This window comes from Clostridium sp. (assembly GCF_018372875.1).
Lineage (GTDB): Bacteria > Bacillota > Clostridia > Clostridiales > Clostridiaceae > Clostridium.
This window is the reverse complement of record NZ_JAHAIF010000042.1, coordinates 14,884-28,583: the sequence shown is the minus strand read 5'-3', so window position 1 is coordinate 28,583 and position 13,700 is coordinate 14,884. Positions and strand designations below refer to the sequence as shown.

The 13,700-nt window shown below is 30.7% G+C and carries 8 protein-coding genes; all 8 read left to right on the top strand.

What is annotated here, in order from left to right:
- The first annotated feature begins 372 nt into the window (after positions 1-372).
- The 8 genes from KIB46_RS12535 (at position 373) to licT (ending at position 13,625) form a co-directional block, all read left to right on the top strand.
- On the top strand, positions 373-2,790 hold the full coding sequence (locus KIB46_RS12535) for a glycoside hydrolase family 3 C-terminal domain-containing protein (RefSeq protein ID WP_291672295.1): 2,418 nt from the start codon (positions 373-375) through the stop codon (positions 2,788-2,790).
- Entirely contained in the window at positions 2,787-3,674 is an 888-nt protein-coding gene (locus tag KIB46_RS12530; protein WP_156562119.1) for a LysR family transcriptional regulator, read from the top strand. Before KIB46_RS12535 ends, KIB46_RS12530 begins: the two co-directional genes overlap by 4 nt.
- A 798-nt stretch (positions 3,675-4,472) precedes the next feature.
- Positions 4,473-7,352 (top strand): glycoside hydrolase family 3 N-terminal domain-containing protein, encoded by a 2,880-nt coding sequence (locus KIB46_RS12525; protein ID WP_291672292.1) that lies wholly within the window; start codon positions 4,473-4,475, stop codon positions 7,350-7,352.
- A gap of 155 nt (positions 7,353-7,507) precedes the next feature.
- Entirely contained in the window at positions 7,508-9,934 is a 2,427-nt protein-coding gene (locus tag KIB46_RS12520) for a glycoside hydrolase family 3 C-terminal domain-containing protein (RefSeq protein ID WP_291672290.1), read from the top strand.
- 17 nt (positions 9,935-9,951) lie between these two features.
- Positions 9,952-10,563, top strand: coding sequence for a hypothetical protein (locus KIB46_RS12515; RefSeq protein ID WP_156562111.1), 612 nt, complete (start codon positions 9,952-9,954; stop codon positions 10,561-10,563).
- A gap of 28 nt (positions 10,564-10,591) precedes the next feature.
- Complete coding sequence (locus KIB46_RS12510; protein ID WP_156562109.1) at positions 10,592-11,608, top strand: glycosyltransferase family 2 protein; 1,017 nt, start codon at positions 10,592-10,594, stop codon at positions 11,606-11,608.
- A gap of 14 nt (positions 11,609-11,622) precedes the next feature.
- Complete coding sequence (gene glf / locus KIB46_RS12505) at positions 11,623-12,729, top strand: UDP-galactopyranose mutase (protein WP_156562108.1); 1,107 nt, start codon at positions 11,623-11,625, stop codon at positions 12,727-12,729.
- 53 nt (positions 12,730-12,782) lie between these two features.
- Positions 12,783-13,625, top strand: a complete 843-nt coding sequence (licT, locus tag KIB46_RS12500) for a BglG family transcription antiterminator LicT (protein WP_156562107.1) — start codon at positions 12,783-12,785, stop codon at positions 13,623-13,625.
- Positions 13,626-13,700 lie beyond the last annotated feature (75 nt).

The window sequence follows — 13,700 nt, the reverse complement described above, 5'->3', positions numbered from 1 at the left end:
CAAATTGTTTTTCTATAAATTTTATATGCAAAAAGATAAGTTCTTAAGTTCTTAAGAACTTAAGAAGAAAAGAACTTAAGAAGTTATAGTAAAAATGCGGGTTTGAAGGGATTTATCATGGAAGATAAAATTAAATTGAGAGCTGAAATTTAAAATCTATTTGTGAGAAAATTGATAGGATAACTAATGAGTATATTAAGTAATTCAAAACCAGAATACATGTGTTTTTATTCAGAAATAATGTATATTATTAGAATTTAAAGGTTTACTTATTAAGTGTTGACAGATATAATTTATTTTAGTAAAAAAATGAATTTATGATTTATATTTGAACAAGATGAATTAAATGAATTTTACAAAGAGGAACAAGATATGAAGTATAAAGAATTAATTGAAAAGATGACTTTAGAGGAGAAAGCTTCTCTTATGTCAGGAAAAGATTATTGGAAATCAAATGATATAGAGAGACTTGGTATTAGTAGCATGTTTCTTGCTGATGGATCTCATGGAATTAGAAAACAGACCAAGTCATCAGATAAAATTGGACTTAATAAAGGAGATCCTTCTACTTGTTTTCCAACAGCAGCAACCATATCTAATAGCTGGAATGAAGAGTTGGCTGAAAGAATTGGAGAGTATTTAGGTGCAGAAGCAGTAGCTCAAAAAATTAATGTATTGCTAGGTCCTGCTATAAATATGAAAAGAAATCCTTTGTGTGGCAGAAACTTTGAGTATTTTAGTGAGGACCCTTATCTTGCAGGAAAATTAGCAGCAGGATATATACGAGGTATTCAGTCTAATGGAATATCAGCTTGTGTAAAGCACTTTGCTGTAAATAATCAAGAAGAGAGAAGAATGGCTATAGATACTATAATTGATGAAAGAACTCTTAGAGAAATATATTTAACTGCCTTTGAGATTGCAGTTAAAGAAGGTAAAACTAAGTCCTTAATGTCCTCATACAATAAGGTAAATGGTACATATGCAAATGAAAATATGCATTTAATGAGAGATATTCTTCGTAATGAATGGGGATTTGAAGGATGTGTAATAACTGATTGGGGCGGAAGTAATGACCGTGTAGAGGGGCTTATAGCTGGAAATGAATTAGAAATGCCATCAACAGGTGGTGAAACTAATAAAGAAATTGTACAAGCTATAAAAGATGGAAAGCTTAAAGAAGAAGTATTGGATAAATGTGTAGATAGATTACTAGATTTAATTTTTAGTACTGAAGAAGCTTTAAATGAATCATATACTAAGATTGATGTTGAAAGACATCATAGAGTAGCCCAAAGAGTTGCAGAGGAATCTATAGTACTACTTAAAAATGAAGACAATATTCTTCCTATAAGACCAAGTAAAAAGGTAGCTGTAGTAGGTGATTTTGCTAAGGAAGCCAGATATCAGGGGGCTGGTTCATCTATAGTAAATCCAACTATTTTAGATAATACATTAGATTGTTTTGAGCAGTCTGGAATAGTAAGCATTGGTTATGAGCAAGGATTTAATAGATATGGCAAAAGAGATTCTAAGAAGGTGGAAAAGGCTTGTGAACTTGCTAAAAAGGCTGATGTAGTCCTTTTATATATTGGTCTTGATGAGTATGTTGAAGTTGAAGGTTTAGATAGAAGTACAATGGGTATTCCTGAAAACCAAGTGGAATTATTAAATGCCATATATGAGGTAAATCAAAATATTGTTGCTATTATTTCCTGTGGTTGTGCTTTAGAAATGCCATGGATTAATAAGGTAAAAGGATTATTACATGGGCATTTAGCAGGACAAGCAGGTGCAAGATCAATATTAAGAGTTTTATCTGGAGATGTTAATCCTTCAGGAAAATTAGCAGAGACATATCCTATAAAATATGAAGACACTCCTTCTTATAATAACTTTCCTGGGAAAGAAGTTAGTGTAGAGTATAGGGAGGGTCCATACATAGGCTATCGTTATTACGATACAGTAGATAAAAAGGTTCTTTTCCCATTTGGATATGGATTAAGTTACACAACATTTGAATATTCAGATATAGAGGTTAAGGAAGATGCAGTTTCATTTAACTTAAAAAATTCAGGAAGTGTAGCTGGAATGGAGATTGCACAGCTATATGTAGGCTGTAAGTCTAATAAAATATTTAGGCCTAAAAAAGAATTAAAGGGATTTGCTAAGGTATTTATAAATGCTGGTGAAACAAAGAGGGTAAAAATATACTTTGATGATAAAACCTTTAGATATTTTAATGTTAAGACAAATAAGTGGGAAGTTGAAGCTTCTGAGTATGAAATAATGATAGGGGCTTCAAGTGCAGATATAAGATTAGTAGATTCAATCTATATTGAAGGCACAGGAGCTGAATTACCTTATGATAAAGATAAGTTACCATCCTATTATTCAGGAAGAATATGTAATGTAAATTTAGGAGAGTTTGAGAATCTTATGGGAAGAAAGATACCTGTTTCTACATGGAGTAGAAGACAAACCCTAGGATACAATGATACTATTGCACAATGTAAGTATGCTATAGGAATTCCTGCAAGATTGGTATACTATATAATGGTTTTTATGCACTGGTTCCTAACTAAAATAGGTGAAAGAAGTAAAGCTAATATCATGGTTATGTCAATATTTAATTTGCCTTTCAGAGGGGTTTCAAGAATGACAGGTGGTGTTGTAAACATGGCTATGGTAGATGGAATGCTAATGATAGCTAACGGTCACTTCTTTAATGGAGTAGCAAAGCTTATAAGAGAAAAAAGTAAGTTAGTAAGGAGCAAAAGAAGTAAATGAATACAGAAGCATTAGAATATTTTATTAAGGTTTACGAGAAGAAGAGTGTTACTTCTGCAGCTAAAGATTTATTTATAACTCCTCAAGGATTAAGTAAAACTATAAAGCAGTTAGAGCTTGATTTACAAACAGAGTTATTTTATAGGGGAACTAGAGGGGTAGATGCGACAGAATATGGTGAGCTATTATACGCTAGAGCTAAGCATATTTGTTATTTAATAGAAGATTTGAAAAAAGAAATAAGTGTAATGAGTGGAAGTAAAGGTACTTTAAATTTAGTAGTGACATATGCATCATCAACAGTATTACCATCTGATTTATTATTTGGATTTCCAAAGGAGTATCCTAATATACAAATGAAGTTAAAGGAAGTTCCTGATGAGTTTCCTGTAGGAAAGCTATTTGAAGATGAAGAGGTTGATGTTGGATTAGTTTTAGTTAATGAAAAGGCTAATAGCTGTGATTATGAGTTAATCTTAAAAGGTGAGGTTGTTATAGTTGTTTCAAAGGATCATCATTTAGCAGATAGAGATGAGATTTCAATTGAAGAATTAGAAGATGAGCCATTATTGATAAAAGCTGTAGAAGCAGGTGGGGAGCATAGCTTTGTATCAAAATGTTTAGAGCATGGATTTACTCCAACTATTGAGTATGAGATTGGGAATGTGATAACTGCTCATATGCTATGTAAGGCAAATAAAGATGCATATGTATCAATAAGCTATATAGAGAATTTTATTAATGACGATAAGTTAAAGGTAATAAAGCTAAAAGAGAAGATCCATCAAAATATTTATTTGGTTACTAAGAAAAGACCAATACAATCTAAGGTTGTATCATTGTTTAAGAATTATGTAGATGAACATATTAAGAATAAGTCATGAAAGAAGCCTTAATAGGGCTTTTTTTTAATTCTTTAGGAAATTATATCTATTATTAAATTGTGGAGCTTCGGAAGCTCTAATGAGTAAGTTCTATTTACCAAATTTAAATTTGGAATATCACTTATGCAGATGGGCGAAAAAAATCGACGGCTCCACAGTCGCTTTGGCGATTTTTTTGGGATGTAAACTAAAAGTTCCTACCCCCTAACTATTAGTTTAGCTAAACTTTTGGTTTGCTAGTGGTAACTTTTAGATGATGGTTATTAAGATGTAAACGTGTTAATATTTATTTGTCAATAAATAGAATCAATAATAAATTCTACATGAAATGATAGTGGATGGAATTAGTGAATTTATACTAAATATTAATTTGAAAATTTCAAAGATTTATATTCTATGAAAGTGAACGGATGAATAATAGCTATGAAAAGTTCTAAGTTATGACAAAATAATATTAGAGGAGGGATAATATATAAGAATGTTTTATTAAAACTAATATTAGACTTTTTTTATTACGACTGGGAATAATAACAGGAAATATCGGTTAGGATAAAAATTTCTTAAGATATTTCAGGAAAACAATTATTTAATCACTTAAGAGATATAAAACTAAATAAGTATTTAGATATAAAAAAGAGCAGAAGAATTTGTTGAAGTATCATTAAATCATGTAGAATAAGAAAAAATAATAATGATTTTAATTGATAAAATATTTTGATATTTTATGAGAAGATTGATATTTTGAAAGTAGTATAGTGTAAAAACTTTATATTAACAAATCAAAAAGGGGGAAATAAAATGAAGAAGTATAGATTAAAAAAGGGGATTGGTATTGGATTAACTGTCTTGTTTATTGCATTAATATTTGCAGTTAATACGTTATGCTATCAGTATAATACAGTTATTACAAGATGGTGGTCAGGGACATTCACTAAAACAGATGTAGAAAGTCTTGGATATACAGCAGATGAAGCAAGAGAAAATGGCTTCAAATTGACACAAGATATAGAGGCAGAGGGAGCGGTACTTTTAAAGAATAAAGGTATATTACCAATGAAATCTCAAAATATCAGTTTGATTGGATATGGGAGTTTTGATCCTATGTATATAGGTGCAGGCTCAGTTTCTCAATCACAAGATGGTTCTGGATCTAAATTTATTGACTACTATACAGCATTTGAAAATGATGGTTTTGCATGTAATCAGGATATGAAAAATTATTATTCAACTCAAAAGGATACTAGAGATAATAATGCTGGTGGTATGTTTGATATGCGTGGTTCTGATTTTAATATTTATGATCAGCCATTGAATAAATATCAGGATGTTATGGATAAAGCAAGTGATTTTTCAGATACAGCTGTTGTAATAATTTCAAGAACTGGTGGAGAAGGTTCAGATGAACCACTTAATATGGGCAAATATGACAATGGGGATGAAGGAAAGCATTATTTAGAATTACAACAAGTAGAAATAGATATGCTAAATTATTGTAAGAATAATTATGAAAATATAATTGTTATAATTAACTCTTCTAATGCAATGGAACTTGGTTTCTTAGAAGATGAAAAAATTGATGCAGCTATTTGGATTGGAGGACCAGGATCAGCAGGAATCCAAGCTGTTGCTGATATTATATGTGGAAAAGTAAATCCAAGTGGGAAATTAGCAGACACATATGCATACGATTTGACTTCAGCACCATCATACTACACATGTACTGCTGGAACATATGCAAATTATGAAAAGTTCGATGATTCAAAGAATGGATATGATAACAAAGTAGACGGTGGAGTTACTTGGTACAATGAAGGAATTTATGTAGGATACAGATATTATGAAACAGCTGCAGCAGAAGGATATATTAATTATGCTAATACTGTTCAATATCCATTTGGATATGGTCTTAGTTATACAACATTTGATTGGGAAATTACAGATCAAAAATTTGAAGATGTACATGGTGAAATTTTAGTAGATGTTAAAGTAACTAATACAGGAGATGTAGCAGGAAAAGATGTTGTACAACTATACTTTACAGCACCATATTATGAAGGTGGAATAGAAAAATCAGAAAAGGAACTTGGAGCTTTTGGTAAAACTTCTGAACTAGCACCAGGTGAAAGTGAAATTGTAACACTTAAAATGAATGTAGATGATATTGCATCTTACGATTATACAGGAGAAAAATGCTATGTTGCAGACGAAGGCACTTACAAATTTAATCTTCAAACAGATTCTCATAACACAAAAGAAGGATGCGATACTATTGAATATAATGTTAATGAAAAATGGGTTTACAATAATGATGGAGTAGGAAAACGTTCTTCAGATGAGATTGTATCAGAAAATCAATTTGATAAAGTAAGTAATGGAGATGGAAATATTAATAATACAATTCCATATGTAAGTCGTTCAGACTTTGAAGGAACTATGCCACAAGTTACGATGAGAAAACATATAACTGAACTAATAATTGAAATGGGCGATGAAGTTATACAATACATTCTGAATTCAGAAGGTGGTAGTGATGTTAGCTATGATAATGATGAAAAATATGAAACAGAATCATTAATAAAAGTTGAAACAAATCAGGATAATGGATTAACAGTTGAAGATCTTGCTGGATATGAAGAGTGGAATGATGAAATATGGGACAAGTTAGTAAATCAGATGAGTGTTGATGATATGGTTAAGCTACTTAGTGATTGTGCTTATGGAACACCAGCTATAGATTCTATTGGTAAAAAACTAGCAACTGATGTAGACGGACCAGCAGGTGTCAGTAGTGCTAATCTAAATTATTATGGTAATGAGTATACAGCAGAAGTTGTAATGGCATCTACATGGAATACAAGCTTGATTAGAAGTGTAGGAGTAAGTGTGGGACGTGAATGTAAAGCGGCAGGTATTTCAGGATGGTATGCACCGGGAGCTAATATGCATCGATCTCCTTTCAATGGACGTAATGGAGAATATTATTCAGAAGATCCATTACTTTCAGGAAAGATAGCAGCAGCAGAAATTCAAGGTGTAAACTCCGAAGATGTATATGTATATGTAAAACATTTTGTTGGAAATGATCAGGATTCTAAACGTGGTGGTATGTATACTTGGATGAATGAACAGGCTCTAAGAGAAATTTATCTTGAACCTTTTGAATATGCAGTAAAAGAAGGAGAAACTTCAGGTGTTATGGAATCGTATAATCGTATTGGAACAATGGAAACATCTACGTGTTATGCATTGAATACTAAAGTGTTAAGAAATGAATGGGGATTTAAAGGAGTCTGCCTAACAGACGGATATAACCCAATGTTTGGATCCGAGAAGTATAATAGCCCTGATTTGCAAATTCGTGCTAATGGTTCTTCAATGATTCTTTTCACAGGAGGTTATAACGGAACAGGTACTTTCACAGAAAAGACTACTGGAAGTCAAGAAGGTATAGAAATGTTACATGATGCATGCAAGCGTCTACTTTATGTTCATTGTAATTCTTCAGCTATGGACATTAGTAGAGATTATACACCATATTGGATAGGAATTTTAGTTGTTGTAAATCTTTTATTGATAGGGGGAAGTACTTTATCTGCAATATTTATGATTTATAAGCCAATGAAAAGAAAAAAGGAAGAAGAAAAAGCAAAAGTTTCTATAGAATCTAAAGCGGAATAGGGTATCATAATAAAAGAATAAAATTATATTTATATTAAAAATACAATGAAAAGATAAGCTACAAATTAGCAGGTTTGTAGCCTATCTTTTAAATAAATATGAAATTAAACTCAAAAATAAATTATAGATAATAAAATAAGATAAGAGGATAATCGATGAAATATAAAGTACTAATTAATAAAATGACTTTAGAAGAAAAAGCATCCTTAATGTCAGGTAAAGACTTTTGGCAAACTCAAGAAATAGAACGTCTTGGGATAAAAAATATGTTCCTTGCAGATGGACCACATGGTATTAGAAAACAAACTGCAGCAGCTGATCATTTAGGTCTTAACCCAAGTAATCCAGCAACATGTTTTCCAACAGCAGCTACAGTAGCAAACAGTTGGAATGAAGAACTTGCAGAAAAAATTGGAGAATATTTAGGTGCTGAAGCAGTTGAGCAAAAGGTCAATGTATTACTAGGACCAGGGATAAATATGAAGAGAAATCCACTTTGTGGAAGGAGTTTTGAGTATTTCAGTGAGGATCCATATTTAGCTGGAAAAATGGCAGCTGGATATATACGAGGAATTCAGTCTCATGGAATTTCAGCTTGTGTTAAACATTTTGCTGTAAATAACCAAGAAGAAAGAAGAATGACAATTGATACAATAGTGGATGAAAGAACTCTTAGGGAAATATATTTAACAGCATTTGAAATTGCAGTTAAAGAAGGTAAAACTAACACTGTAATGTCTTCTTATAATATGTTAAATGGTACTTACACAAATGAAAATATACATCTTATGAGAGAAATTCTTCGTGATGAATGGGGATTTAACGGATGTGTAGTAACTGACTGGGGTGGTTGTAATGACCGTGTGGATGGATTAATTGCAGGTAATGAATTAGAGATGCCAACTACAGATGGCGAAACAAATCAGGATATTATTAAAGCAGTTAAGTCTGGAAAAATAAAAGAAGAAGTATTAGATGAATGCGTTGATAGATTACTTGATCTTATTTTTACAACTAACAATGCAATAGATAATGCAGAGGTTAAGTTGAATAAAGATAATCATCATAAGATGGCTCAAAAGGTAGCTGAAGAATCAATAGTACTTCTTAAAAATGAAGGGAATATTCTTCCTATTGGGAAAGGAAAAAAAGTTGCAGTAATAGGTGATTTTGCAAAAGAAGCAAGATATCAAGGGGCAGGTTCATCTATTGTAAATCCAACTAAGTTAGATAATGCTTTAAATTGTATTAAAGAGTGTGGTATAAAAGGTATAGGGTACGAGCCTGGATTTGAAAGATATGGTAAGAGAAATGAGAAAATGATAGTTAAAGCATGTGCACTTGCAAAAGAAGCAGATGTTGTTCTTTTATATATTGGTTTAGATGAGGTTACAGAAGCAGAGGGACTAGATAGACAGAATATGAAGATTCCACAAAATCAAGTGGATTTATTAAATTCTTTATATGAAGTTAACAAAAATATTGTAGTAATACTTTCTTGTGGGTCAGCGGTAGAAATGCCATGGATAAATAAAGTTAAAGGATTATTACATTCATATCTAAGCGGACAAGCAGGAGCAAAGGGAGTACTTAGAGTTATATCTGGTGAAGTAAATCCATCAGGTAAGTTAGCAGAAACATATCCTAAGAAATATGAAGATACACCAAGTTATAAGTATTTTCCTGGGAAGGAAGTCAGTGTTGAATATAGGGAGGGGCCTTATATAGGATATCGTTATTTTGATACAGCTGATAAGGACGTACTTTTCCCATTTGGATATGGATTAAGCTACACAAGTTTTAAGTATTCAGATTTGAAAGTTACTAAAGAAGGAGTAGCTTTTAAGGTTGAAAATACAGGGGAAGTAGCAGGAAAAGAAATTGCTCAATTATATGTAGGATGTAATTCTAAAGAGATATTTAGGCCTAAAAAAGAATTAAAAGGTTTTGTTAAAGTAGCTTTAAATCCAGGGGAAGTAAAGGAAGTAACAATACCTTTTGATGACAAAACATTCCGTTACTTTAATATAAAGACTAACAAATGGGAAATTGAATCAGCAGAATACAAAATAATGATTGGTGCTTCAAGTATTGATATAAGACTAGAAGATACAATTTCAATTGAAGGAACTGATGCAAATTGTCCTTATAATAAAGAAAAATTACAATCCTATTATTCAGGGAAAATAACAGATGTTAATTTAGAAGAATTTGAAGCTTTATTGGGAAGAAAAGTTCCACATTCAAAATGGGATAGAACAAGGGATCTTGGATATAATGATACTGTTTCCCAATGTCAATATGCCAAAGGGCTATTTGCTAGATTTGCATATAGAATGATAGTTTTTGCTCATAAGTTCTTAACGAAGATAGGTAAGAGAGAGATGGCAAATATGATTATGATGTCTGTATATCATATGCCATTTAGAGGAATAGCAAGAATGACAGGAGGTATAATTAACATGCCTATGCTAGATGGAATGTTAATGATAGTTAATGGTCATTTCTTCAAGGGATTATCTCACTTCCTAAAGGAAAGAAGTAAGTTAGTAAAAAGTAAAAAGCAAATAAAAAAGAAATAGAGGAGGCATATAAAGGTATGGAAAAATTAAAAAAGAGTAAAGTATATACTTTATGGACAAACTTTAGTGAGAATCATCCAAGTGTAGCTCAATTTTTAGTATTCTTTATACTTAGTAATGGTATAACAGTTTTACAAATGGTGTTAATGCCAGTATTAAAGAATATTTTTGAAGGTACATCATTGATAAATACAAGCTTTCAAATATTACAGGTTGGACATAACTTTGATGGAAGCGCATATTATGTATTTGATTATGCAGCAGGTTCTATTGCATCAGGAGGTGGAGGAGGTCTTGCTTACTTCCTTGCAGTACAGATAACAATGGCTATTGCACAAATTATTAACTTCTTTGCTCAAAGAAATATAACATTTAAATCAAAAGGAAACCTTGGAAAAGCCGCTTTCTGGTATGTAATTGCATACTTAATAATAACAGTGGGAGCTGCAGCACTTCAAGGATTATATAAAGCACCAATTTATAATTTATTGATGAATACATGGGGATTAGGAGCAACAGGAGAAACAATAGCAGACTTTATTACAATGATAATTAATTGTGCTATTTCATTCTGGGTATTTTTCCCTATATTTAAAATAATATTTAAGAACGAATCAGAAGAAAAATAAAAAAAGATTAGTAAAGGTAGTGTTAAAAATGAAATTATTATCAGTAGTAGTCCCTTGCTATAATTCGCAAGAGTATATGAAATATTGTATAGAGTCACTTTTACCAGGGGGAGACAAGGTGGAAATACTGATAGTAAATGATGGCTCATCAGATAATACAGGGAAGATTGCAGATGAATATGCAAAAATGTATCCAAACATAGTAAGAGCAATACACCAAGAAAATGGTGGACATGGAGAGGCTGTAAATGCAGGTATAAGAAATGCAACAGGACTATATTTTAAAGTAGTTGATAGTGATGATTGGGTAGATACTAGAGCATATTTAAAGATATTAGATACTTTAAAAACATTTGTAGCTCATACAGAAACTGTTGATATGGTTTTAAGCAACTTTGTATATGAAAAGGAGAATTCAAAATTTAAGAAGGTTATGAAGTATGATACTGTATTTCCAGAGGAAAGAGTATTTAATTGGGATGATATAGGAAAACTTCGTAAAGGGCAATACTTAATGATGCATTCAATAATATACAGAACAAAGCTTTTAAGAGATTGTAAGTTGGAACTTCCAAAGCATACGTTTTATGTAGATAATTTATTTGTTTATGTTCCCCTTGAATTTGTAAATAGAATGTATTATATAAATGTAGATTTTTATAGATACTTTATTGGAAGAGAAGATCAATCGGTTAATGAAAAAGTTATGATAAAGAGAATTGATCAACAGATAAAAGTAAACAAGCTTATGATTGAAGCGGTAGATTTAGAAAGAATAGAAAGCCCAAAGCTTTATAGGTATATGCTTAGCCATCTTGAAATTGTAACTACAATCTCTGGCATCTTATTAATACGTTCAGGAACGAAGGAAAACTTTAAAAAGAAAAAAGAGTTGTGGAATTATATAAAAGAACAAGATATAGTTTTATATCGTAATCTTAGATATGGATTAATGGGACAACTTATTAACTTACCAGGTATAATTGGACGTAATATTTGTGTGGGAATATATAAGGTATCTCAAAGAATTGTTGGATTTAACTAAAGGAAAGGTTATTTATGAGTAGTAAATTTGATTTTTTAATTGTTGGAGCAGGACTTTATGGAGCAGTTTTTGCTCATGAAGCTAAAAAACGTGGAAAGAAATGTTTAATAATTGATAAACGTAACCATATTGCAGGTAATGTTTACACAGATAAAATAGAAGGGATTAATGTGCATAAGTATGGTGCACATATATTCCATACTAACAATAAAGAAGTATGGGATTACGTAAATAACTTTGCTGAATTCAATAGATATACTAATAGTCCTATAGCAAATTATAACGGAGAAATTTATAATCTTCCTTTTAATATGAATACATTTAATAAAATGTGGGGTGTTATAACACCAGAGGAAGCAAAAGAGAAGATAAGAAAGCAATGTAGTGAGAATTATGTAGACAACCCTAAAAACTTAGAAGAACAAGCCATTAGTTTAGTAGGAAAAGATATATATGAAAAGCTTATTAAAGGGTATACTGAAAAGCAATGGGGAAGGCCTTGTAATGAACTCCCAGCCTTTATAATAAAAAGGCTTCCAGTAAGATTTACTTATGATAATAATTATTTTAATGCTACTTATCAAGGAATACCAATTGGTGGATATACTTCAATGATTGAAAAAATGATAGATGGAGTAGAAGTAATTTTAAATACAGACTATCTTGAAAATAAGGATAAGTGGAATAGTATTGCAGATAAAGTAATTTACACAGGATGTATTGACTCTTATTTTGAATATAAGTTAGGGGTTCTTCAATATAGGAGTGTCCACTTTGAAAATGAGATTTTAGATATTGAAAATTTTCAAGGAAATGCAGTAGTTAATTATACAGATGTGAAGACACCTTATACTCGTATAATTGAACATAAACATTTTGAATTCGGAAATCAACAAAATACTATTATTACTAAAGAATATAGTAAGGAATGGAATAAAGGTGATGAGCCATATTATCCTATAAATAATAGTAGAAATAGCGAATTATATCTTAAGTATAAGGAGCTAGCTAAAACTGAAGAAAATGTTATATTTGGGGGAAGATTAGGTGAGTATAGGTATTATGATATGGATCAAGTAATTAAATCTGCATTAGATAAAGTAAGAGAAGTTGTTTTTTAACAACTTCTCTATTTATTGATTATTATTGTAGCTAAGTTATAGGAGAAGTTTATATGAAAATAAGTAAGATATTAAATAATAATGTTGCAATAATCATTGAGGATAAGTATGAGAGAGTTGTTATGGGATGTGGCATTTGCTATAAGAAAAAAGTAGGAGATGAAATAAGAAACTCTAATGTAGATAAGGTATTCGAACTCTCAAGTACAGAAAATAAGCAAAGATTTACAGAATTAATAGAAAGTATTCCTTTAGAATATTTTGAGCTTGGAAAAGAAATAATCAATAATGCTAAGGGGTATTTAAATATAAATTTAAACAGTTCAATTTATATTTCTTTAGTGGATCATATATATCATTCTATAACGAGATACTTAGATGGCATTAGTATTAAAAATGTATTATTAATAGAAATTCAAAGGTATTATCAAGAAGAATTTTCTTTAGGATTAAAAGCATTAGATATAATTGAAGAAAAATTTAATGTAAGACTTCCTGAAGATGAAGCAGGTTTTATAGCATTACATTTTATAAATGCTCAAGTGGGACAGGAAGAAATTAAGAATACATATAATGCTACAGAAATTATACAAGAAATTTGCAATGTTATAAGTAGTGAATTCAATATGAAATTAAATGAGGAAAGTGTATATTACTATAGATTTATTAGCCATTTAAAATTCTTTGCCCAAAGGTTAATAAAAGGGGAAGTTTATATAGGGAACATGGAAAGTGAGTTACTTGAAGTAATTAAGAAGAGATACAATAATTCATATAAATGTGCTAATAAAGTTAAAAAGTTTGTTCTTAGAAAGTATAGATATGAAGTATCTGATGAAGAAATGCTTTATTTAACAATACACATTAATCAGATGTTTTATAAATATAGCAATTAAAATATTTTATGTGGATGGTGACATTAAGTTGGCCAAACCTTCATATTTCAAATTTAAGAAATTGGAGGTAATTGA

What these genes read in the sequence shown, in the direction of transcription:
- KIB46_RS12535 (WP_291672295.1), top strand. Translation starts at nt 373, where the DNA reads ATGAAGTATAAAGAATTAATTGAAAAGATGACTTTAGAGGAGAAAGCT.
- KIB46_RS12530 (WP_156562119.1), top strand. Translation starts at nt 2,787, where the DNA reads ATGAATACAGAAGCATTAGAATATTTTATTAAGGTTTACGAGAAGAAG.
- KIB46_RS12525 (WP_291672292.1), top strand. Translation starts at nt 4,473, where the DNA reads ATGAAGAAGTATAGATTAAAAAAGGGGATTGGTATTGGATTAACTGTC.
- KIB46_RS12520 (WP_291672290.1), top strand. Translation starts at nt 7,508, where the DNA reads ATGAAATATAAAGTACTAATTAATAAAATGACTTTAGAAGAAAAAGCA.
- KIB46_RS12515 (WP_156562111.1), top strand. Translation starts at nt 9,952, where the DNA reads ATGGAAAAATTAAAAAAGAGTAAAGTATATACTTTATGGACAAACTTT.
- KIB46_RS12510 (WP_156562109.1), top strand. Translation starts at nt 10,592, where the DNA reads ATGAAATTATTATCAGTAGTAGTCCCTTGCTATAATTCGCAAGAGTAT.
- glf (WP_156562108.1), top strand. Translation starts at nt 11,623, where the DNA reads ATGAGTAGTAAATTTGATTTTTTAATTGTTGGAGCAGGACTTTATGGA.
- licT (WP_156562107.1), top strand. Translation starts at nt 12,783, where the DNA reads ATGAAAATAAGTAAGATATTAAATAATAATGTTGCAATAATCATTGAG.